The organism is Aeromicrobium sp. P5_D10, from assembly GCF_054049535.1.
In genome coordinates this window covers 227072-248554 of the sequence record NZ_JBFUME010000001.1, presented here as the reverse complement: position 1 = coordinate 248554, position 21483 = coordinate 227072, and the positions used below count along the sequence as shown (strand labels likewise).

General features: G+C 64.6%; 21 protein-coding genes and 1 tRNA gene. 13 read left to right on the top strand and 9 right to left on the bottom strand.

Going from position 1 to position 21483, the window contains the following annotated elements; genetic code table 11:
- The first annotated feature begins 5 nt into the window (after positions 1-5).
- The gene (locus ACXJKC_RS01275) at positions 6-860 is read left to right on the top strand and encodes a phosphate ABC transporter ATP-binding protein (protein WP_456694850.1); all 855 of its coding nucleotides are present in this window, start codon (positions 6-8) and stop codon (positions 858-860) included.
- Positions 853-1653 (top strand): lytic transglycosylase domain-containing protein, encoded by an 801-nt coding sequence (locus ACXJKC_RS01270; protein ID WP_456694849.1) that lies wholly within the window; start codon positions 853-855, stop codon positions 1651-1653. Before ACXJKC_RS01275 ends, ACXJKC_RS01270 begins: the two co-directional genes overlap by 8 nt.
- A 118-nt stretch (positions 1654-1771) precedes the next feature.
- Here ACXJKC_RS01270 and ACXJKC_RS01265 read toward each other — a convergent pair whose 3' ends face one another.
- Positions 1772-2299, bottom strand: coding sequence for a YbhB/YbcL family Raf kinase inhibitor-like protein (locus ACXJKC_RS01265; RefSeq protein ID WP_456694848.1), 528 nt, complete (start codon positions 2297-2299; stop codon positions 1772-1774).
- An 18-nt stretch (positions 2300-2317) separates the two neighbouring features.
- Between ACXJKC_RS01265 and ACXJKC_RS01260 the strand changes: the two genes are divergently transcribed.
- A complete protein-coding gene (locus ACXJKC_RS01260) occupies positions 2318-3121 on the top strand; it encodes a TrmH family RNA methyltransferase (RefSeq protein ID WP_456694847.1) in 804 nt (267 codons plus the stop codon).
- A gap of 95 nt (positions 3122-3216) precedes the next feature.
- Here ACXJKC_RS01260 and ACXJKC_RS01255 read toward each other — a convergent pair whose 3' ends face one another.
- Positions 3217-4113 (bottom strand): DUF5343 domain-containing protein, encoded by an 897-nt coding sequence (locus tag ACXJKC_RS01255; RefSeq protein ID WP_456694846.1) that lies wholly within the window; start codon positions 4111-4113, stop codon positions 3217-3219.
- 48 nt (positions 4114-4161) lie between these two features.
- Positions 4162-4773 (bottom strand): peptide deformylase, encoded by a 612-nt coding sequence (gene def / locus ACXJKC_RS01250; RefSeq protein ID WP_456694845.1) that lies wholly within the window; start codon positions 4771-4773, stop codon positions 4162-4164.
- A 177-nt stretch (positions 4774-4950) separates the two neighbouring features.
- Between def and ACXJKC_RS01245 the strand changes: the two genes are divergently transcribed.
- From ACXJKC_RS01245 to ACXJKC_RS01230, 4 genes are all read left to right on the top strand, one after another.
- On the top strand, positions 4951-6267 hold the full coding sequence (locus ACXJKC_RS01245) for an acyl-CoA dehydrogenase family protein (protein WP_456694844.1): 1317 nt from the start codon (positions 4951-4953) through the stop codon (positions 6265-6267).
- Between the two features lie 14 nt (positions 6268-6281).
- Positions 6282-7499, top strand: coding sequence for an acyl-CoA dehydrogenase family protein (locus ACXJKC_RS01240; protein WP_456694843.1), 1218 nt, complete (start codon positions 6282-6284; stop codon positions 7497-7499).
- 67 nt (positions 7500-7566) lie between these two features.
- A complete protein-coding gene (locus tag ACXJKC_RS01235) occupies positions 7567-8016 on the top strand; it encodes a MarR family winged helix-turn-helix transcriptional regulator (protein WP_456694842.1) in 450 nt (149 codons plus the stop codon).
- The gene (locus tag ACXJKC_RS01230) at positions 8013-8342 is read left to right on the top strand and encodes a DUF952 domain-containing protein (RefSeq protein ID WP_456694841.1); all 330 of its coding nucleotides are present in this window, start codon (positions 8013-8015) and stop codon (positions 8340-8342) included. Before ACXJKC_RS01235 ends, ACXJKC_RS01230 begins: the two co-directional genes overlap by 4 nt.
- Here the strand turns inward: ACXJKC_RS01230 and ACXJKC_RS01225 are convergent.
- Positions 8320-9366 (bottom strand): zinc-binding dehydrogenase, encoded by a 1047-nt coding sequence (locus ACXJKC_RS01225; RefSeq protein WP_456694840.1) that lies wholly within the window; start codon positions 9364-9366, stop codon positions 8320-8322. The genes ACXJKC_RS01230 and ACXJKC_RS01225 overlap by 23 nt on opposite strands.
- A 41-nt stretch (positions 9367-9407) precedes the next feature.
- On the opposite strand from ACXJKC_RS01225, the gene ACXJKC_RS01220 reads away from it, so the two are divergent.
- Positions 9408-9767 (top strand): FKBP-type peptidyl-prolyl cis-trans isomerase, encoded by a 360-nt coding sequence (locus ACXJKC_RS01220; RefSeq protein WP_456694839.1) that lies wholly within the window; start codon positions 9408-9410, stop codon positions 9765-9767.
- A 202-nt stretch (positions 9768-9969) separates the two neighbouring features.
- Positions 9970-10671, top strand: a complete 702-nt coding sequence (locus ACXJKC_RS01215; protein WP_456694838.1) for a GAP family protein — start codon at positions 9970-9972, stop codon at positions 10669-10671.
- On the opposite strand, the gene hrpA is transcribed toward ACXJKC_RS01215, so the two are convergent.
- The 3 genes from hrpA to ypfJ are packed head-to-tail and all read right to left on the bottom strand — an operon-like array spanning position 10668 to position 15904.
- A complete protein-coding gene (gene hrpA / locus ACXJKC_RS01210) occupies positions 10668-14252 on the bottom strand; it encodes an ATP-dependent RNA helicase HrpA (RefSeq protein WP_456694837.1) in 3585 nt (1194 codons plus the stop codon). The two genes, ACXJKC_RS01215 and hrpA, sit on opposite strands and share 4 nt — an antisense overlap.
- On the bottom strand, positions 14249-14998 hold the full coding sequence (locus ACXJKC_RS01205; protein WP_456694836.1) for a CPBP family intramembrane glutamic endopeptidase: 750 nt from the start codon (positions 14996-14998) through the stop codon (positions 14249-14251). The genes hrpA and ACXJKC_RS01205 overlap by 4 nt, the downstream gene beginning before the upstream one ends.
- A 3-nt stretch (positions 14999-15001) precedes the next feature.
- Positions 15002-15904, bottom strand: coding sequence for a KPN_02809 family neutral zinc metallopeptidase (ypfJ, locus tag ACXJKC_RS01200; protein ID WP_456694835.1), 903 nt, complete (start codon positions 15902-15904; stop codon positions 15002-15004).
- A gap of 52 nt (positions 15905-15956) precedes the next feature.
- Here ypfJ and ACXJKC_RS01195 point away from each other — a divergent pair, with 52 nt between their 5' ends.
- The 3 genes from ACXJKC_RS01195 (at position 15957) to ACXJKC_RS01185 (ending at position 17838) form a co-directional block, all read left to right on the top strand.
- A complete protein-coding gene (locus tag ACXJKC_RS01195) occupies positions 15957-17237 on the top strand; it encodes a DUF445 domain-containing protein (RefSeq protein WP_456694834.1) in 1281 nt (426 codons plus the stop codon).
- 161 nt (positions 17238-17398) lie between these two features.
- Complete coding sequence (locus ACXJKC_RS01190; protein WP_456694833.1) at positions 17399-17662, top strand: DivIVA domain-containing protein; 264 nt, start codon at positions 17399-17401, stop codon at positions 17660-17662.
- 91 nt (positions 17663-17753) lie between these two features.
- Positions 17754-17838, top strand: a tRNA-Leu gene (locus tag ACXJKC_RS01185).
- 85 nt (positions 17839-17923) lie between these two features.
- Here ACXJKC_RS01185 and ACXJKC_RS01180 read toward each other — a convergent pair.
- Positions 17924-19102: a GGDEF domain-containing protein gene (locus ACXJKC_RS01180; protein ID WP_456694832.1), complete on the bottom strand. Its 1179-nt coding sequence runs from the start codon at positions 19100-19102 to the stop codon at positions 17924-17926.
- Between the two features lie 369 nt (positions 19103-19471).
- On the opposite strand from ACXJKC_RS01180, the gene ACXJKC_RS01175 reads away from it, so the two are divergent.
- Complete coding sequence (locus tag ACXJKC_RS01175) at positions 19472-20629, top strand: M20/M25/M40 family metallo-hydrolase (RefSeq protein WP_456694831.1); 1158 nt, start codon at positions 19472-19474, stop codon at positions 20627-20629.
- Here the strand turns inward: ACXJKC_RS01175 and ACXJKC_RS01170 are convergent.
- Positions 20616-21461, bottom strand: a complete 846-nt coding sequence (locus ACXJKC_RS01170; protein ID WP_456694830.1) for a M55 family metallopeptidase — start codon at positions 21459-21461, stop codon at positions 20616-20618. The two genes, ACXJKC_RS01175 and ACXJKC_RS01170, sit on opposite strands and share 14 nt — an antisense overlap.
- Positions 21462-21483: the final 22 nt, after the last annotated feature.

Genomic DNA, 21483 nt, shown 5'->3' with positions numbered 1-21483 from the left:
GACCCATGACCATGACCGCACCTGAATTCGATGTCGAGGCGGGCTCGTACACCGATGTCCTGCCGGCCGTTCCCGCTGCACCGACCCTGGCCGAGATCAAGGCGAATGAGGTCTCGGCCTGGTTCGGTACCCACAAGGTGCTCGACCGGGTCTCGCTGACGATGCCGGCCGGTGCCGTGACGGCCCTGATCGGTCCGTCCGGCTGCGGCAAGTCGACGTTCCTGCGAATCCTCAATCGCATGCACGAACTGATCCCTTCGGCCTCGCTCGCCGGCAGCGTCGAACTCGATGGCCAGGACATCTACGATCCGGAGCGCAAGCTGACCGATGCCCGGCGATCCATCGGCATGGTCTTCCAAAAGCCCAATCCGTTCCCGGCGATGACGATCCAGGAGAATGTGCTGGCCGGACTCAAACTGACCGGTACCAAGATCGATCGTGCCGCGCGGGAGGAACTCGTCGAATCGTGCCTGACCAAGGGCGGTTTGTGGAATGAGGTCAAAGATCGGCTCGACGCGCCAGGCGGCGGTCTTTCCGGCGGGCAGCAGCAGCGCTTGTGCATCGCCCGTTCGCTGGCCATCAAACCGCGCGTCCTTTTGATGGACGAACCGTGCTCGGCACTCGATCCGACCTCCACCAGGGTCATCGAGGAGACGATGCTCGAGCTCGCCCGGGAGGTCACGATCGTCATCGTGACGCACAATATGCAGCAGGCCGCCCGGGTCTCCTCGCAGTGCGCGTTCTTCCTCGCCGCCCAGGGCACGCCCGGCGTGATTGTGGAGCATGGGGATACTGGTTCCATGTTCGGCAGCCCCCAAGATCCCCGCACAGCGGATTACGTCAACGGTCGCTTTGGCTGATCACCCACGAGACTCTCGCTCCACGACAGGACTGCTCCTGGGCGTGCTGGGTGGCTTGAGCGCACTCGTGCTGTTGATCGCGATCGCGATCTTCGCGAGTACGCCGAACGATATCCCGGCACGAGACGGCACGGCCGCGATCGATCCTGCGCTGCCCCCCGAACCCGTCACGACGATGTCGCCCGTCCAGCCCACCGAAGAGGCGGCGACACCACAGGCCGCCACCACCGCCGGGGTCGCACCTCAGTGGATCGCCCGGGTCTCGCAGCAGACCGGCATCAGCAGCGTCGCGGTGGCGGCCTACGGCTCGGTATCGCTGCGGATGGCCAAGGAACAGCCCGGATGCAAGGTCGGTTGGACGACCCTGGCAGGCATCGGCGGGATCGAATCGGGACACGGCACCAACAGCGGATCCCAGTTGTTGGCGGACGGCACGACCTCGCGGCAGATCCTCGGCCCGGCCCTCGATGGCTCACCGGGCCTGGCCGCGATCCGATCAGACGAGGAGTCGGCACAGTGGCACGGCGACACGAAATGGGACCACGCGATCGGACCCATGCAGTTCATCCCGTCGACCTGGGAGAAATGGCATTCTGACGGCAACAGCGACGGCACGGACGATCCGCACAATATCTTCGACTCCGCCTACGCTGCCGGCCGCTACTTGTGTGCGTCCGGCGGCGATCTGACGACGGGCGAGGGGTGGACCCGAGCGGTGTTCTCCTACAACCACTCCGACGACTATGTGCGAAACGTCCTGGCCCGCGCGAACTCCTACGCTCAAGCCAAATAGAAACCCTTCCCGCGAGTGGTGCGCTCTGGACGTTTCAAGACGGCGTGTCTGACCAAAGTGCACCAGTCGCGGGGCGGTTTGCACCACTCGCGGGAAGGTTTGCACCACTCGCGGACGGTCAGTGGGCGTAGGTGCCTTGGATGATGGCCCGGCCCAGCGTCTTGAACGCCAGGTTGAAGCCCACGACCGCCGGGGACGCTGATGCGTCGACGCCCAGAGTCTCGGCTCCCACAGCGTGGACGACGAAGTAATAGCGGTGCACCTGATCGCCTTGCGGGGGAGCAGCGCCCATGTACGACAGGCCGCCGCCGTCATTGCGCACGTGGAAGGCACCGCCGGGCAGTGATGCGTCGGAGCTGCCGGCGCCGGTGGGCAACTCGGTGACGTCGGCCGGGAGGTCGACCACGACCCAATGCCAGAAACCCGACACGATCGGTGCATCGGGGTCGAAGCAGGTCACGACGAAGGACTTGGTCCCCTCGGGAACGTCGGTCCAGCTCAGTTGCGGCGAGGTGTCGCCGCCGCTGTTGACCTGGTCGTCTTTGAGTGGATAGCCGTCGGACACATCCGTACTGGTGACCGTGAACGATGCGACGGTGGGCAGAAGCGGGTAGGGATCAGGTGTGACGGGACGATCAAGGCTCATGGTCGATAGGCTAACGCGGTGGCCGAGATCGTACGACTGGAAGACCTGGACGATCCGCGATTGCGCGACTACCTCGACCTCCGAGACGTCCAGATGCGGCTCAAACACGAGGTCGACGGCGGGATCTTCCTGGCCGAGGGCGAGAAGGTCGTGCGCAGAGCAGTCGAGTCGGGCCACACGCCGCGCTCGTTCCTGATGGCGCCGAAATGGCTCGATGGGCTGGCCGACATCCTCGATACGACCGATGCGCCCTGTTTCGTGCTCGATGAGAAGGCGGTCGAGAGGGTCACCGGCTTCCACGTGCACCGAGGCGCTCTGGCAGCGCTCGAACGTCCCGCTCTGCCGTCGCCGCAACAGGTGCTCGCGGATGCTCGACGTGTCGTCGTCATCGAGGACCTCGCCGATCACACCAACGTCGGCGCGATCTTCCGCAGCGTCGCCGCATTGGGGTTCGACGGGGTCTTGTTGTCGCCACGCTGCGCCGACCCGTTGTACCGGCGGGCCATCAAGGTCTCGATGGGTTCGGTGTTCTGGCTGCCCTACGCCCGCGTCGACGACTGGTACGGCGCACCTGATCTGCTCCGCGATGCGGGTTACACGACGTACGCCATGACCTTGGCCGACGATTCGGTGGCGATCGATCAGGTACCCCGCGACGTCGAACGAATGGCCGTCATCGTGGGCTCAGAGGGCCACGGGCTGACGGCTCACTGGGAGCAGGCCGCCGACTATCGCATCACGATTCCCATGGCGGCCGCGATCGACTCGCTCAACGTGGCGTCCTCGGTCGCGGTGGCGTGCTGGGAGCTGCGCCGGCGCTGACCTGGACGCCATCGTTCCTGGTGGGCCGGTGCGCTGGCGTCCAAGACGAGCGCCGCGGTGGACGCTAGAGCACCGCTGCAGGGATGCGGTGGACGCTAGAGCACCGCTGCAGGGATGCGGTGGACGAGCGAGAGTGCGGCAGTGACGACATCACTGATGTAGTCGGCGGTCTCATCGGCTGACGGCGTGAAGAACGTGGGACGGGCGGAGTCGTCTCGTGCCTGCAGGAGGATCTCCAGGTTGTCGACTTCGGCGGCCGTGCACAGATCGAGCGAGGAGAGCATCTCCAGCAGCAGTTCGCCGTTGGTGCGCACCGACAGATCCTCGATCGTGCCGCCGCTCCAGCTGGGGCGGATCGCCCTCACCGCCGAGAAGTCGTTGGAAGCGAGCATCGTCAGGGCCAAGGCAGTGAATCCGTTCCAGGCCGAGACATGCGCCGGCCGGTGCAACTCGTACCGAGTGCACTCGAGCGCTTCCTGATGGGCGGCGGTGAGTCGCCGCATCGCCAGCAGTCGTTCGTGGGTGGTCAGACTCACCTGCCGTGAGGCCGGGCTCTTGGACGTCTGGATCACCGAGACGGTGAAGTTGGCATGCTGCGCCAGCGTCAGGAAGCACTCGGCGGTGCGGGTCACGTGATGCTCGGAGTATTCGGTGTGGCGGCGGATGACCTTGCTGAGTGCGGCGATATCGCGATCGGGTGCATCCGAGTAGCGGGTGAACAGGGGAGCGTAGGAACTGCGCAGGGCTCCCGCGAGCACGACACCGGAATGGTCCGGGCGTCGGTAGCGGTTCCAGGTCAGGGTCGGACGTCCTGCACCGTCGACGAAACCGAGGGCGCGCAGCATGCCGACGACGTGACCGCCCTCGCCGGAAGGGATCCCGTTGGCCTCCAGGAACGCAGCAGTCACCTTGCCCGGGACGGTCGCATTGCGAATCGCGTTGAGGGTCAGGGGGATCGACGATGGAGCCGTCGTGTGCGGCATGCCTCCCATGACCCTCCTCGTCCGGTCGTGCCGATCGGCGGTGCCGTCGGCGCGGTCTCAGCGTTCGATGACATCCTCGTCGACGAGGATCGTGACGGGCCAGTCGTCGGGATAGCTGTCGGCGAGTTCCTCATGTTGTTTGTAGAGCTTCTTGCGCGAGCGTTCGGGGACGCGATCGCCGAAGACAGTGCCGAAGAGGTGATCGGTCTCATGCTGCAGGCAGCGGGCGAGCAGGCCGTTGCCCGTGAACTCGACCGGTTCGCCGTTCTCGTCGAAGCCGCTGACATGGGCGAGATCCGGACGTGCGCAACCCGTGAAGGCGCCGGGCAGCGAAAGGCAGCCCTCATCGTCGTCCTCAAGATTGCGTTCCTTGCCTTCGGGCAGGGTCAGCACGGGATTGCACACGACTCCGGTGATCTGGTTGTTGTCGTCGTCAGGGCAGTCGAAGACGAAGACCTTCAGGTCGACGCCGACCTGATTGGCTGCCAGGCCGACGCCGCGGGCGGCGTACATCGTGGCGACCATGTCGGCGACCAGAGTGCGCAGGTCATCGTCGAACTCGGTCACGTCTGCGAGCTCGCGGTGCATCACGGGCGTGCCCCAGCGCGTGATGGGACGGACAGCGCCGCCGGTAGGTAACGGGCGGGACTGCGATGCGGTGGACGTCACTGGTGCTGGGCTCCTCAGATCAGGTTCACCAAGGTTATCGAGAAGGGTTTCGGGCCGTGGTGCTGGTCCCGGGATGTGAAGTGGAATACCATTGGTATGTCGAAGTGCAAACGAGAGTTACACTTGACACGTGGTGGGCAACTCAGTCCAACCCGACCCAGTCTTCTAGGAGTTCCTGTGGCTACTCGTCGCGATCCCATGGGGATCGGCCTGGCGGTGCTCAATCGCATCGCCAGTTCGCCGACCATCGACAAGCTGAAGCTACGTAAGACGACCGAACGGGCCGTCTACGAAGGCGCCCGGAGCGGATTCCGTGTCGCCGGCGCCTCGAGCCGCGCCTTCAAACGGGTCAAAGGCTCAGGCAAGCCCCAGCGATTGAGCCAGCCGTCCGACCGCGGCGTGTTCGATCTCGAACCGACCGAGGATCAGCAGATGATCGTCGGCGTCATCAAGGAGTTCGCCGCCGAGGTGCTGCGTCCGGGCGCAGCCGAGGCCGAGAACGTCAACGACACGCCCAAGGAAGTACTCGCGCAGACCAGCGATTTCGGTCTGACACTGATCAACATCCCCGAGAAGCTGGGCGGTCTTTCCGAGGAACGCTCGACCGTCACCGGCGTTCTGGTGGCCGAGGCGCTCGCCGAGGGCGATATGGGACAGGCCGTGGCGTGTCTTGCGCCGGCGGCCGTCGCGACAGCGATCTCGCTGTGGGGCACAGATGCCCAACAGCAGACATATCTTCCCGATTTCGCCGGTGACGACATCCCGGCTTCGGCTCTGGCGATCGCTGAACCCCGTGCGCTGTTCGACCCGTTCGAACTGCAGAGCACAGCGGTCAAGCGTGGCGACAAGTATGTGCTGAACGGTGTGAAATCAGCTGTCGTACGCGGGATCGAGGCCGAACTCTTCATCGTCGGTGTCGATCTCGAAGGCAGTGGTCCGACCCTGTTCCTGGTCGAGTCGGCCAGTCCCGGCGTCTCGATCGAGGCCGATCCCAGCATGGGTCTGCGCGCCGCGGGTCTGAGCCGTCTGATCCTCGAAGACGTCGAGCTCTCTGCCGATGCGATTCTCGGCGAGGGAGATCCCGCCGACTACCGAGAGTGCATCCGGTTGTCGCGCCTGGCCTGGGCAGGACTCGCTCTCGGCACGTCACGCGCCGTCCTCGACTACGTGTCCGACTACGTCAAGACGCGCTCGGCGTTCGGCGAGCCGATCGCACATCGTCAGGCCGTCGCCTTCATGGTCGCCAATATCGCGATCGAACTGGAAGGCATGCGACTCGTGACCCTCAAGGCCGCGGCTCGTGCCGAGCGCGGTCAGGACTTCTCGCGCGAGGTCGCCCTCGCGAGGCGACTCGCCGGCGAGTACGGAATGAAGATCGGCACCGATGGTGTGCAGCTGCTCGGCGGCCACGGCTTCGTCAAGGAACACCCGGTGGAGCGGTGGTATCGCGATCTGCGTGCTGTCGGCCTGATGGAAGGAGCAGTCCTCGTCTGAGGGCGGACATACTCATGATCAATCTCGAAACCCCCCGCAAGTTCCGTCCGTTCATCAAACAGGCGCATCAGGTCGCCGAGGAGTTCCTGCGCGCCAATTCGCGCAAGTACGACCTGGCCGAACACGCCTACCCCAAGGAGCTCGATCTCCTGGCATCGCTCGTCGACGGCATGGGCGACTCCGGCCAAGGACAAGGTGCCGGTGCCGGAGCAGTCGGCAGCCGCGATGAGGACGAGGCGAAGGACGGCAAGGTCAAGAACGGCACCAATATGTCGTCGGTCCTGTCGATCATCGAGATGTGCTGGGCCGATGTGGGCCTGCTGCTCTCGATGCCGCGCCAGGGCCTCGGCAACTCCGCGATCGCGTCGGTCGCCAACGAGGAGCAGCTGGAGCGCTTCAAGGGCACCTGGGCCTCCATGGCGATCACCGAGCCCAGCTTCGGCTCCGACTCCGCCGCGATCACCACGACCGCGGTCAAGGACGGCGACGCCTACATCCTGAACGGTGAGAAGATCTTCGTCACCGCCGGTGAACGGTCCGACTCCGTCGTGGTGTGGGCGACGCTCGACAAGGCGCTGGGCCGTGCCGCGATCAAGTCGTTCCTGGTGCCCAAGAGCCTGCCCGGTATCCGGGTCGAACGCCTCGAACACAAGCTCGGAATCCGATCGTCCGACACCGCGGTGATCGTTCTCGACAACTGCCGGGTCCCCGCGGAGAACCTCCTGGGAAATCCGGAGATCGACGTCAAGCAGGGCTTTGCCGGAGCGATGGCCACCTTCGACAACACCCGTCCGCTGGTCGCCGGCATGGCCGTCGGCTGCGCCCGCGCGGCGCTCGAGGACACCCGGGAGTTGTTGGAGAAGGCCGGTGTCGTCATCGACTACGACCGTCCCGTGCAGTCGCAGTCGTACGCCGCGGCGACGTTCATCTCGATGGAGGCCGACTGGGAGGCCGCCTTGTTGCTGACGTTGGAGGCGGCCTGGCTCGCCGACAACCGCAAGCCCAATTCGATGGAAGCGTCGATGGCCAAGGCCAAGGCCGGACGGGTCGGCAATGAGATAACCCTTCGCTGCGTGGAGCTGGCCGCAACGCTCGGCTACAGCGAGAACCAGCTGATCGAGAAGTGGTCGCGCGACTCCAAGATCCTCGACATTTTCGAGGGAACCCAGCAGATCCAGCAATTGATCGTGGCACGACGCCTGCTCAACCTCACGTCGACCGAGCTTCGCTGACCCGACCCACACGCCTGGAACTCCCCGAACGGTTCGGGGAGTTCCAGGCGTTCTATAAGGTTCACTCATGACCAGCGATCTCCCAGCCGACCTCGACGTCGACTTCGAGCTGACCCGTTTCGTTCGCCGCGTGCGTGGACGGGCTCTCCGGACCCTGGGGGAGATCCATCCCAAGCTCGACTACGGGACGTTCACCTTCCTGCTCGTGATCTGCGACTCCCCGGACGGAATTCGCGGTTCTGAGCTCGCAGAGGAGCTCGGCGCCCACAAGTCCACTGCCAGTCGGGCCGCGGCCGCTTTGGAGAAGTACGGACTCATCACCCGGGTTCCGGACCCCGACGACGGGCGGGCACAGCTGCTCGTCGCGCAGCCCGAGACCCAACGTCTGATCGCCGAATACCGCAGACGAGGACACGCGAGGCTCAAAGCGATCTTCGAGGACTGGACGCCTGAAGAGATCACCTCATTCGCTCGCGGTCTGGTGCGGCTCAACGAAGGCGCAGAGAAGCTGCTGTGAAGATCTTCCACCTCGCACTCGAGGAGGCGTGGCTCGCGGCGCAGACCGCCGGCACATACACCGTCTCGACGCTGGGACTCGACCTCGCGGAGGTCGGTTTCATCCACTGTTCGCAGGCGGAACAGGTCGCAGCTGTCCATGCCAGGTTCTATCGCGCGGTGACCGGACCCGTCATCCGGTTGACGATAGACACCGGCTTGCTGACGTCACCGTGGCAGCTCGACGAAGTGCCTGGTGAGCCATTGCCGTTCCCGCACATCTACGGCCCGCTCAATCTCGATGCGGTGGTGGCGACGGAACCGTTCACAAGGTCAGCATCGTCTTGATCGCGGTACGCTCGTCCATCGCGCGATAGCCTGCCGCGACTTGGTCGAGAGGCAAGGTCAGATCGAAGACATCGCCCGGCGTGACGGTTCCGTCCAAGACCTCGGGGAGTAGATCTTCGATGTAGCTGCGCACCGGAGCCACCCCGCCGGCGAGCCCGATATTGCGGGCGAACATCGCCGGGATGTTGAGCGAGACGTCGTGCGGGACGCCGACATACCCGACCCGGCCGCCTGGACGTACCGACAGCATCGCCTGCTTCATGCTGTCGCCGGTGCCGACGCATTCGAGCACGCTGTCCGCGCCGATACCGTCGAGGATCTCGCGCACGACAGCGGCGCCGTCCTTGCCTCGCTCTTCGACGATCTCGTCGGCTCCGAAGCGACGAGCGATGGCTTGACGGTCTTCGTGGCGCGACATCGCGATGATGTGGCGTGCTCCCAGACGTTTGGCCGCGAGCACGCCGCTCAGACCGACCGCGCCGTCACCGACGACCACGACGGTGCTGCCCGCGCCGACCCCTGCTGCGACGGCAGCGTGATGGCCGGTCGGGAAAACGTCCGACAATGTCAGGAGATGCGGGATCAGCGCGGCGTCGGGCTGTGACGGGGTCGCGACCAGGGTGCCGTCGGCCCACGGGACTCGCACAAGTTCGCCTTGTCCGCCGTCGGCGAAATGTCCCTGCTTGTCGTCGGCGCCCCAGAAGCCGCCGTTGACGCATGAGGAGTGCACGCCACGGCTGCACAACTTGCAGGTGTTGTCGGAGAAGGTGAACGGTGCGATCACGAAGTCACCGGTCGCCAGCGTCGAGACCGCCGCGCCGACCTGCTCGATGACGCCGACGAACTCGTGGCCGATCCTCACGGGCCCGTCCAGCTTCTTGACGCCGCGATACGGCCATAGGTCGGAGCCGCAGATACATGAGGCGACGACCCGTACGACTGCATCGGTGTCGGCAAGGATCTGGGGTGCCTCCACATCGTCTAGACGGATGTCCCGGGCAGCATGAAGAACGGTGGCGCGCATGGGTTAATACTGCCAGCCAGCCATGTGGAAGGATCTTGCTTATGACTAACAAGCCTGAGATCGACTTCATCGAGGGCCCCGCGCCCACCGAACTCCAGATCACCGACCTCATCGTGGGCGACGGCCCGGAGGCCGTCCCGGGTGGGCTCGTCGACGTGCACTATGTGGGTGTCGAGTTCGACACCGGCGAGCAGTTCGACGCCTCATGGGACCGCGGCCAGTCCGCCAGGTTCCCGTTGCCGCAGCTGATCGGCGCCTGGCAGCAGGGCATCCCCGGCATGAAGGTCGGCGGACGCCGCCAGCTCGTGTGCCCGCCGGAGCTTGCCTACGGTCCGGCCGGCGGAGGACACCACCTGTCCGGCAAGACCCTGGTGTTCGTGATCGATCTCCTCGGAGTCTGAGCGAGGCCCGATCTCGCGCAGCGAGTGACCGGCCGAGCTGGTTGAGGAGCGAGGGCGTCCAGCGCCCGAAGCCTCGAAACCCGATGAGCCGAAAAGCTCGCCAGGTTTCGAGGCTTCGGCCGCAAGCGGCCTACGCACCTCAACCAGCGATGCTCGGTTTCGAGGCACCTCAACCGACGACCTTGACTGATGGGGTTCGGACATGACCTTGGCCCTGCTGGGGACGCTTGCGGTGCTGGCGCTGATCGACAGCACGAGCTTCGGGACACTGCTGATCCCGATCTGGTTGTTGACGGCGCCTGGACGCCTGCGCGCCGCTCGCGTCGTGGTGTTCTTGGCGACGGTCGCGGCGTTCTACCTCGTGCTGGGGCTGTTGCTGGTCGCCGGAGTGGCCCAGTTCTCCGATGAGATCAGCGACGCGCTGGAGACGACGCCGGTCCAGATCGCCCAGGCCGGGCTGGGAATCGCGCTGCTGCTGGCAGGTATCTGGATCGGCTCGCGCAAGGACACGGGCGATTCAGGTCGTCTGCTCCGCTGGCGGGAACGGGCCGTGGGGGAGAGCGGATCGCCTCGGGGTCTGATGCTCCTGGCCCTGATGGCCGCCGTGGTCGAAGCCGCCTCGATGGTGCCCTACCTGGCCGCGATCGGTCTGATCGGAACTGCCGATCTGGCCTGGCCGGTCATGCTGCTGGTGCTGGTCGGCTATTGCTGCGTGATGATCCTGCCGGCCCTGGTGCTGCTGGGGATGCGGATGGTTCTGGGCGGAGTGATCGAGAGGCCCCTGCAGCGGATCAACGACTGGATGATGCGGACCGGACGTGAGAACACCGCCTGGGTCCTCGGCATCATCGGTGTGATCCTCGCCGGCAACGCGCTCCAAGCGTTGGGCGTCATCGGGTCCTAGAGGGCGTCGACCAATGCGGTCAGCCTCTTGACCGAGACCGGATACGCGGTCTTCAGGGTCTGGGCCAGGAGACTCAGGCGAAGCTCTTCCAATGCCCAGCGGACGTGCTGGACCTCGGGCGACAGCCGTGCCCAGGTCGAGAGCCCAGCGGTCCGCTCGTGGAATCTGGCCTCCAGGTTCTGGGTGGCGACCAGATCATCGGTCAGCGGCGAATCCAGTCGCCGCCTGGCCGCCTGCAAGTACAGTGGCAGACGCCGGAGCTGGGCCGTTCCGGCCTCCCGGATGAATCCGGGGAACAGCAGCCACGACAGCTGGACGCGGACGTCCTCGCCGGCCTCGGTCTGCGGCAGGGGAGTCACCTCGCCTAGTGCCCTGAACGTCGCGATGACTGCGTGTACGGCCTGTTCGGTCTCGCCGTAGACCTCGGCACGGACCGTCTCGTACAACAGCCCGAACGTCGCCTCGTCCCAGACGGGCCCGCTATGCCGGACGACCAGAGTCTCGATCGCGGCCAGCCAGCACTCCTCAATGACTGCGGCGGCGTCCTTGTGCGGACCGGTCGACAGCAGCAGTTTCGACTGCAGGTCGAGCGATCGACCCAGGTGAGGCACCGGCGTCGGCAGGGCGTAAGACAGCAGACGTGCCTGTCCTTTGATCATCGCGATCGACTGCTCGGCGGAGGAGTCCAGGATGCGCAGCGCGACCGATGCGCCTTCGTCGACCAGCGCCGGATAGCCGGTCACCTGGCCGGCGGTGATCGACTGCTCGATCGTCCCGACGTCCCAGGTGCGGAGCCCAGCGCGCTCTTCTTGGCGGGCGACCTTGGTCAGGTCGGCCCGCAGGTGGCTGGTCAACTCGCGACGCAGCTCGGCCAGATCCTTGCCGCGGCCGAGCTCCGTGCCGTTCTCGACGACCCTGAACGTGACCCGCAGGTGCGAGGGCAATGCCGCGAAGTCGAAGTCGCTGGCCGCGACGATCGTCCCGTTGAGCAGACGCATCTGCCGGGCCAGCTCCTCGCTCATATCGGTCGCGGCCGGGTCGAGCGCCTCGACGAGTTTGGGTGCGAACTGGCCGGCCGGGACGAACTCACGTCGTAGCCGTTTGGGCAGCGACCTGATCAGCTCGGTGACAAGTTCGACCCGGTGCCCGGGCACATGCCAGTCGAAAGCCCGGTCGTCGACGGTCAGGAGTCGCTCGATCGGCAGATCGACCGTGACGCCGTCATCGCTCATGCCCGGTTCGAAGGCGTACGTCAGCGGGTAGGCCTCGCCGTCGGAGTGCCATTCGCGCGGGAACTCGTCCTCGGCGCCGTCGGGTCCATCGCTCAGCATCGCGGGGTCGAACGTCAGCAAATCGGGCTGGTCGTGCTTGGCCTTCTTCCACCAGGCGTCGAAGTGTCGGGTCGAGACGACGTTCAACGGGATGCGCTGATCGTAGAACGCGTACAGCGTCTCGTCGTCGACACGCAGGTCACGGCGCCGCAGGCGCTCCTCGAGCTCCTCGACGTTCGCGATCATCTTCTGGTTGGCGGCCCAGAATTTGTGGTGCGTGCGCCATTCGCCCTGCACGAGAGCATGCCGGATGAACAGATCGCGCGACACGATCGGGTCGATCCTGCCGAACTGGACCAGCCGGTCGACGATCAGCGGGATGCCGAACAGCAGAAGCTTCTCGCGGGCCATGACCGCGCCACGTCGGGTCGACCAATGCGGCTCGCTGTAGACGCGATTGATCAGGTGATCGCCCGCGGCCTCGACCCATTCGGGTTGGATCTTGGCCGCGGTGCGACCCCAGAGCCGGCTGGTCTCGACCAGTTCGCCGACCATGACCATGCGGGGCGGCTTCTTGGCCAGGCCTGAACCGGGGAAGATCATGAACTTGGCATTGCGGGCGCCGAGATACTCGCGCCCTTCGGCGTCGCGCAGGCCGATGTGGGACAACAATCCCGCCAGCAGCGCCTGGTGGATCAGATCGGGATCGGCGCCGTTGCTGCCAGGCTTGAGACCGAGGTCCTTCGCGGTACGGCGCAGCTGGGAGTGGACATCGTGCCATTCACGGATACGCAGATAGTGCAGGAATTCGTCGCGGCACATGCGCCGAAACGCCGAGCTCGACAGATCGTCGCGGCGCTCGCGGATGTATTTCCACAGCGTGAGGTACGACAGGAAGTCCGAGTCAGGCTCCCGGAACCGGGAGTGCTTCTCATCGGCGGCCTGCTGCATCTCCAGGGGACGTTCGCGCGGGTCCTGGATCGACATCGCCGACACGATGACCAAGACGTCTGCGAGGCAGCCGAGTTCGTCAGCGGCCAGCAACATCCGGGCCAAACGGGGGTCCGTCGGCAGCGTCGACATACGCCGGCCGATCTTGGTCAGCTTGCCGTCTTGGAGGGCATTGAGCTCGTACAGCAGGTTGAGCCCATCGCTGACCGAGCGGGAGTCCGGCGGGTCGAGGAACGGGAAGTTCTTGATATCGCCGAGATCGAGTGATGCCATCTGCAGCAGCACCGACGCCAGATTGGTGCGCTGGATCTCGGGGTCGGTGAACTCGGGACGACCGTCGAAGTCCTCTTCGGAGTACAGCCGGATGCAGATTCCGTCGGCGACGCGGCCACATCGGCCGGCACGCTGAGCCGCGCTGGCCTGCGAGATCGGCTCGATCGGAAGCCGTTGCACCTTGAGCCGTTGGCTGAACCGGGAGATACGGGCCAGGCCGGTGTCGATGACGTAGCGGATGCCGGGAACCGTCAGCGATGTCTCTGCGACGTTGGTTGACAAGACGATGCGGCGTCCGGGGTGGCTGCTGAAGATCTTCTGCTGATCCGCGGCGGCGAGCCGTCCGTACAGCGGCAGGATCTCGGTGCGGGGGTACTTTTTGCCCGCGAGGAACTCGGCGGCGTCCCGGATCTCCCGTTCGCCTGACAAGAAAACCAAGATGTCGCCTTCGAGCGGCAGGTCGGAGACGGCGTACGCGATCGCGTCGAGCTCGCTGTCGGCGCCGGTCTCCTCGATCGGGTGGTAGCGGACCTCGACGGGGAAGGTGCGTCCACTGACTTCGATGATCGGTGCATCGAACATCGCCCCGAAACGTTCGACGTCAATCGTCGCCGACGTGATGATGACTTTGAGCTCGGGGCGACGGGGGAGCAGTTGCTTCAAGTAGCCCAGGAGGAAGTCGATCGACAGCGAGCGTTCATGCGCCTCGTCGATGATGATCGTGTCGTAGCGCGACAACATGCGGTCGCGTTGCAGTTCAGCCAGTAGGAGGCCGTCGGTCACCAGCTTGATCACGGTGTCGGCGTTGGTCTGATCGTCGAAACGCACGGCGTAACCGACCTCGGCACCCAGGTCGACCTCGCACTCGTCGGCGATCCGTTTGGCCACGGATCGGGCAGCGATCCGGCGGGGCTGGGTGTGCGCGATCGATCGGCGTCCCAGCTCGTAGGCGATCTTGGGTATCTGGGTCGTCTTTCCCGAGCCCGTCTCGCCGGCGATCACGACGACCTGATGGTCACGAATCGCCGCAGCGATGTCGTCGTGACGGGCGCTGATAGGCAGGCCCGGGTCGAAGGCGATTTTCATTTCAGTCCAAGCGAATCGGCGAACAAGAGATATCCCACGAATGCGACGACGTCGAGCAATGTGTGGGCGATGACCAGCGGCATGACGCGCTTGGTCCGGTGGAACCAGTATCCGAACACCAGCCCCATGACAAAGTTACCCAGTCCCGCCCCAACACCTTGATACAGGTGGTAGCTGGCGCGCAGCGCGGCTGCGGTCACGATTGTCGCGGCGGTCGTCCAGCCGAACTGTTTGAGCCTGGTCATGAGGTAGCCGATGACGATGACTTCCTCGAGGATCGCGTTCTGGAACGCGGCGAGGATCAGGACGGGAATCGTCCACCAGTAGTCGACATCCGGCGAGGGGATGATCTCGGCGGTGATGCCGAGCCACCGGCCGATGAAGTAGAACGCCAATCCGGGGATACCGATCGCAGCGAACAGCGCAACGCCCCAGCGGGAGTCGAATCCCACCCGCGACCGATCCAGGCCGATGCGCTGCAGCACCGGTTTGTCGTCCCGATCGAGAGACAGCAGGTACAGCGCCAGCGCGACCGCTACCAGTGAGAAGCCGATACCGAGGACTTGGTAGATGAAGTCGAAGATCTCACGGTCGTCGCGGGAGGAGTTGAGCGTCGCCGTCTGATTGCCGATACCGCCAGGCAGGGTCGCCTTGCGGATCAGGCTGACGACGGCGTATACGCCCGAAGCGCCCAGCGACAGGCCGAGGACGATCCAGACCTCGACCTTGAGACGTCGGTCAGACACCGATCACAGGTCGTCCGTGCTGAAAGTGTCGCAGGAGTTGACGGTGCCGGACTGATAGCCCGCGAGGAACCACTTCTGCCGCGATTCGCTGGAACCGTGGGTCCACAAGTCCTGGTTGACGTTGCCTCCGCCGAGCGACTCTTGGATGTGGTCGTCGCCGACGGCTGCGGCGGCGGACAGTGCCGACTGGACATCGGCCTTGGTCAGCGGCTTCAACAGCGTGTTGCCCTCATCGTCCTTGGTTGTCGCGGCGTGGTTGGCCCACACCCCGGCCATGCAGTCGGCCATGAGCTCGATGCGGACACCGCCGCTCTTGGGACCCGTGCGGCCGTCCTGGCCCTTGGCGAGGAAGCCGAGGATGTTCTCGACATGGTGGCCGTATTCGTGCGCGACGACGTACTCCTGTGCCAAGGCGCCGCTGTCGGCGCCGAATCGGCTCGTCAGTTCGTCGAAGAAGCTCGCGTCGATGTAGATGCGTTCATCGCTGGGGCAGTAGAACGGGCCCGTCTGGTTGGACGCCGTACCGCACGGGGACTGCGTCGCACCTTCGTAGATGACGGTCTTGGCGGCGCGGTACTGGCGACCCACATCAGCAGGCAGGGCATCTTGCCAGTAGGCCTGGACGCTGTTGACCGTCCCGACGATGCGGCATGTGTCGTCGCGGTTGGCGTCGGCGCCGGTCTTGCATTGTTCGAAGCTGGTCGTCGACTCCTGTCCTCCGGCCTGGACCTGGCTGGTGTCGAACGGGCTGCCGCTTCCGTTGATGGCGCTGAGGTCGACTCCGAGGAATGCGCCGATCAGGATGATCAACAGTCCGCCGATGCCGCCCCCGACCGCAAGACCCGCGCGCGAGCTGCCGCCGGTGACCTGACTGGTGTCGAGGTTCGCGCCCTCGTTGAAGCTCATGGACGCAAGTGTACGCAGAGCGAGGCCTTCAAAACGTGGATAGTGTCGTCGAGTGACCCCGACAATTTCGGCTGCTGGCCTTGCGATGCCCGAGGCGATGTCAGACGGTGATGCGTCCCGATTGAAGGCTTTGCGGCGCATGCGGGCGCTGGCGTTATCGCTGCTGATCCTCGCTGCTGTCATCTACGTGCTGACCAGGAAACACGACACTGGTTGGCTCGGCTACGTCAATGCCGGCTCCGAGGCCGCGATGGTCGGAGCCATCGCAGACTGGTTCGCCGTCACAGCGCTGTTCAGGCATCCGCTCGGGATCCCCATCCCGCACACCGCGATCATTCCCAAGCGGAAGGAGTCGCTGGGGGAGAGCCTGCAGGAGTTCGTGGCCGACAACTTCTTGCGCGAAGACGTGATCCGGGAGAGGATCCAGACCGCGCAGGTCAGCAAGCGGGTCGGGGAGTGGCTGATCGCAGAGCGACATAGCCAACGCCTCGTCCATGAGGGATCCCGGGTCCTGGCCGATGCGCTGTCGCACATCAAGGAGAGCGATGTCGCCGCCGTGATCCAGGAAGCGCTGATCCCGAGGCTGCAGGAGGAAGAGCTGAGTCCCGTCGTGGGTCAGTTGCTTGAACAAGTTCTGCGCGATGACGCTCACCGCGGTCTGGTCGACCTGGTTCTGGACGAGTTGGCGCGCTGGCTGAGTCACAACGAGGCCGAGGTGGCGGCCCTGATCGAGAACCGGGCGCCGTCCTGGACACCGCAGTGGGTCGATAAGCGGGTCGCGACCTGGGTGCACGAGCAGGTTGTCGAATGGGTCGCTGAGATCAGCCGGTCTCCCGAGCACAAGGCACGGATCGCTCTCGACGGCTGGCTGGCCCAGCTCGCGCAAGACCTGCAGCACGACGAGGCCACGATGCAGCGTTTCGAGCGACTCAAGGAGCGGATGCTGGCCCAGCCACAGGTCATCAAGACGTCGGCGCAGCTCTGGGACGCTCTGCGGCGGGCACTGATCGGTGCCTTGGCCGACGAGGACGGCTTGCTCCGGCGACGAGCGTTGGAAGAGCTGGATGCATTCGGGCATCGGCTGATCGAAGACCCACAGCTCAGCCAGCGCCTCGATTCCACCATCAGCGACATCGCGGCGTACGCGGTCAACAACTATGGGACCGAGGTGGCGTCGATCATCTCGGCAACGGTCAATCGCTGGGATGGCAAGGAGACCGCCGATCGGATCGAACTGCACGTCGGACGCGACCTGCAATTCATCCGGATCAACGGCACAGTGGTCGGCGGTTTGGCCGGGCTCGTGATCCACGCGATCTCGACTCAGCTATGACTCTCAACGTGTGGTGGAGAGTTAGTCCACAGGTGTGGAAAACCTGTGTGTAACTTCTCACATGCTGTGGGTGACCTGGGTCACACTGTGGATTAGCGCGTTCCACGGCGCGCCGAAACGTTTAGGCCGAGTTGGCGGCAGTTGTGGCAGGATCCATCGTCATGGCATCTGAATCGACTGTTCCGCTCGCGGAGCCATTGTTCCGGTTGGCCGGCCTAGCCGAGGGGTATGACCGCGTGCAGGTTGAAGTATTTCTGCACGATGTTCTGGCCGAACTCGATGGTCCGCTGCCCAATGAGGCGCTCGCCGAACGCATCCGGGACACACTGTTCACGCCGGTCCGATTCCGCCGTGGCTACGACATGGACGAGGTCGACGAGGCCCTCGATGAGCTCGAAGTGTTGGCATTGCGGGGACGCGGCTGATCGAGCGCCAGAACAAGCATCCCCATGACAGCTGCTCGCGAGGGGTTTGTTAGAGTTCAGTGCTGCACCGCGCTACTGCAAAGAAGCGCATGTCCGGGTGGCGGAATGGTAGACGCGCTAGCTTGAGGTGCTAGTGCCCTGTTAGGGGCGTGGGGGTTCAAGTCCCCCCTCGGACACAAGAGGAATAGTGGCCCTGAACTGTGGAAACGCAGTCAGGGCCACTATTCATTTGGTGCCGTGAGCGCCAACCCTCTTGGCGCCTCAGATGGCCTTTTCAATGGGTCGAACCACCAGGATCTGGACTTCTTGGTCCTCGAGGACTGCGCGATCACGGCCACGCATCTTGGCTTGGTAGAGGGCGTCGTCGGCCGCCGCGATCATGCCGTTGAGATCCTTGCCGTCAGCATTGGAGGCGATGCCGTAGCTGACGGTAGGCAGACCGCCTTCCGGCGGTTGCATGCTGTGGATCCGACGGCTTATCTCCGAGGTGATCTGCTCGGCCCGGCCCAGGCTGGTGCCCGTCAGCAGGAAAACGAACTCCTCGCCGCCGTAGCGACCCACCAGATCAGTCGAGCGCACTGTATCGGTGCAAGCAGCGGCAAATACCTGTAGTGCGTGGTCGCCAGCGAGGTGGCCGAATGTGTCGTTGATGTTCTTGAAGTGATCCAGGTCGGCGAGAATGAGTACGATCTCCGTGCCGTCGGGCTTCGTGCGACGTAGTTCCTGGGCAGCCAAGTCAAAGAATTCGGTGCGGTTGAGCAGCCCCGTCAGTCCGTCCCGCGTCGCCCGGGCACGCAGAGCTCTGATCGACTGCTCTTGACTCAACAAGGACATGCTGAACGACACTGCGATCAGCAATATGAGGTTGATGAGCAGTGCGATGCTCCCGTTCAGATACGTCCTGAAGAACGCCCCGTCCGGACCTGTGATCGTGAAGACCACCAGCCGGCACAGGTAGAACCCGCTGACGATGCCTGCGGCCACAGACATTGCGCCCTGCGTCAGCGCGTCGGCACCGCTATGGGGCCACAGCTCGCGTGCTGTGAGGCCGAACAGCAAGGCCATCATCAAGAGGAAGGCGCTTCCACCCGCCCACGGCTCCGAACCGGGGTTGCCCAGCGCTGCTGCTCCGCCCGCCACCGCCGGCGGCACGAGGATCAGCCACGCTCTCGATTGCCGTTTCACCAAGGAGCGAGCCGCAGTCCAGATCGAAGCGGCACCCATGACGAGCAAGGCATTGCCGACAGGATTGGCCCACCGCTGCTGACCGAAGTCCACCAAGAGGTAGGCGGTTGAGCCGCCAAGGAACAGCACCAACGCAATACACCACCAGCCGCAATACGACGAGCGGGTGGAGCGATATGTGACGAAGTAGAACAGGGACAGCGTGGTCAATGCGACCACGAGGAACGCTACGAACAGAGCCGATGATTCAAGCACAATGGTGTAGTCCCTCAACTCCCCGTGATCCCGTTCCCAGTCTCCCATGGAGGCATCGACACCGGGTCGGTTTGTGCCACATCGATGGCGGTCCGACTGATGTCACATCTCGGCGTGCTCCTGACGGACATCCAACGCGGCGCGGGTGGCGCTCCACGGACCCGCGAGTGCTGTTCGGGAGACCGACTCGAGCTGCTGTTTCTGGGTCAGCCAGACGGATACGCAGGGGGTGTTAACAGGCGAGACTGACTAAGAGGAGATCGAGATCTCCAGGTAGGCGATTGATGTGCCTCGGCATCTCACATCACTGCATGACTTTCGACAAGTGGCGGCTGATCCCGCTCGTGACAAACGACTATGAGGTTCTTGATGCGATCCGTACCTATTTCTGATGTCGGTGATTTCGATTCCGGCGAAGGCGACGATCTTCGGGTCATGCTTGCCGATCTGGCTCGGCTGGTCCGAACCGAGTCGCCGTCGACCGACCTAGACGCTGTCCGCGTCTCCGCGCATGGCGTCGCGGACCTCGTGGAGGAACGATTGGCTCGTCGGCCGCAGGTCATCGCGGTGGACGGCGTGCATCACGTCATCCTGCGCGGCGCGCAGCCCCGCGTTCTGATCCTGTGCCACCACGACACGGTCTGGCCGATCGGGACGCTGGATGAACTGCCGTACTCCGAGACGCAGGGCGTAGTGCGCGGTCCAGGGTGTTTCGACATGAAGCTCGGGCTGGTTCAGGCCGTGCACGCGCTCGCCCGTTTGGTCGAACGTCACGGTCCACACGCCCTCGACAGGGTGACGTTGTTGGTGACCGGCGACGAGGAAGTCGGTTCGACGACGTCGCGAGCCATGATCGAACAGGAAGCCGGGGGGTGTGTCGCGGCCCTCGTCCTGGAGGCGGCCGGACCGGGTGGTGCGCTGAAAACGGGACGCAAAGGGGTTTCCCGTTACGAGGTCGAGATCATCGGACGTGCGGCTCACAGCGGGCTCGAACCGGAAAAGGGCATCAACGCAACGATTGCCGCCGCAGAGGCGGTTCTCGCGATCGCTGCGTTGGGGGACGTCGAGGGCGGCACCACCGTGACACCGACGGTGATGAGTGCAGGCACATCTGCCAACACCGTCCCCGCCGCAGCCAGGTTCGCGGTCGACGTGCGTGCGAGCACCGTCGAGGAGCAGTATCGAGTGGATACTGCAATACACGCAATGAGGCCCGCGATCGACGGCGCTCGGATCGAGGTCAGCGGAGGTATCAACCGTCCTCCGATGGAACAGACCATGGCGAGGGAACTGTTTCGTCGTGCTGAGCAGATCGCGATCGAGCTGGGACATCCGCCGCTCGCGAGCATCTCGGTGGGGGGTGCTTCGGACGGCAACTTCACAGCGGGCATGGGCGTGCCGACTCTCGACGGCCTGGGGGCTGTCGGTGGCGGGGCCCATGCGCGCGATGAGCATGCGGAAATCGCCTGGATCCTCCCGAGGACCCGCCTTCTCGAGGTGTTGGTGGACGAGCTCAGCGTCGATTGACCACGGCGAGTCGGGTACGTTCGCCCGCGGCAGCGAGTTCGTAGAGAACCGTGATGAAGCCTATGACGTCGCTGGAATCGTTCACCGTCGCCGACACGGTCCGGTCCGCGGTGCGAGAGCACCCGGGGATATTTGCCGCGAGCTCAGCTGCGAGCGGTGATGGCATGTCCACCTCGACATCGAAGGACGAGGGTAGTGATGAGCATGTCAGGCTCACCGCATGGTCTACGGCGCGAGCCGCGCTCTCGCGGATCAGGTCCCGTGAAGTGCTGGGGGAGACGGAGTTGGCGGCAGAAAACCCGTGTGCCGTCTTCACCGTGACGATCTCGGCGCCGGGGAAGGCCTTGGCCGCAATCTCGCCGATGACATCATCGCCGGTGACCAGGCCCACAGGAACTCCCAACGACGTCGCGTAGAGCGCGTTGACCTCGGCTTCGGAGACTGGTTCCCCGTTGATCCTGACCTCGCCGAAGTGTGCCGAGAAGGTGTGGGCCAAGACACCAGGCGCTCCTGCCGGCGCGTGGTATCCGACGAACAGGGCTACAGCACAGTCAGAAGTCAGACCTTCGGCCATGCACTGCGCCTTGGGTGCTCCGAACACCAGCCGCGCTCTCCTATCGAGCCGCTCGTGGATCAGATTGTCCATCGTGCCGTGAGAATCATTGACGATGACTTCGGTCGCGCCCGCGTCGAAGGAGCCTGCGATAGCGGCGTTGGCCTCGTCGGTCATCAATTCCTGGGCTCGGGCGTATCCGTAGCCACCCCGCAGGATCTGATCGAGGGTGGCAATGCCTGCTACGCCCTCCATGTCGACTGATATGTAGACCTTCAACGTTGACTCCTCACGCTCGACA

Coding starts and splice junctions, on each gene's coding strand:
- ACXJKC_RS01225 (WP_456694840.1), bottom strand. CDS start 9,366: ATGCGCGCCACCGTTCTTCATGCTGCCCGGGACATCCGTCTAGACGAT.
- ACXJKC_RS01220 (WP_456694839.1), top strand. CDS start 9,408: ATGACTAACAAGCCTGAGATCGACTTCATCGAGGGCCCCGCGCCCACC.
- ACXJKC_RS01175 (WP_456694831.1), top strand. CDS start 19,472: ATGCGATCCGTACCTATTTCTGATGTCGGTGATTTCGATTCCGGCGAA.
- ACXJKC_RS01275 (WP_456694850.1), top strand. CDS start 6: ATGACCATGACCGCACCTGAATTCGATGTCGAGGCGGGCTCGTACACC.
- ACXJKC_RS01190 (WP_456694833.1), top strand. CDS start 17,399: ATGGCATCTGAATCGACTGTTCCGCTCGCGGAGCCATTGTTCCGGTTG.
- ACXJKC_RS01255 (WP_456694846.1), bottom strand. CDS start 4,113: ATGGGAGGCATGCCGCACACGACGGCTCCATCGTCGATCCCCCTGACC.
- ACXJKC_RS01265 (WP_456694848.1), bottom strand. CDS start 2,299: ATGAGCCTTGATCGTCCCGTCACACCTGATCCCTACCCGCTTCTGCCC.
- ACXJKC_RS01235 (WP_456694842.1), top strand. CDS start 7,567: ATGACCAGCGATCTCCCAGCCGACCTCGACGTCGACTTCGAGCTGACC.
- ACXJKC_RS01215 (WP_456694838.1), top strand. CDS start 9,970: ATGACCTTGGCCCTGCTGGGGACGCTTGCGGTGCTGGCGCTGATCGAC.
- ypfJ (WP_456694835.1), bottom strand. CDS start 15,904: ATGAGCTTCAACGAGGGCGCGAACCTCGACACCAGTCAGGTCACCGGC.
- ACXJKC_RS01240 (WP_456694843.1), top strand. CDS start 6,282: ATGATCAATCTCGAAACCCCCCGCAAGTTCCGTCCGTTCATCAAACAG.
- hrpA (WP_456694837.1), bottom strand. CDS start 14,252: ATGAAAATCGCCTTCGACCCGGGCCTGCCTATCAGCGCCCGTCACGAC.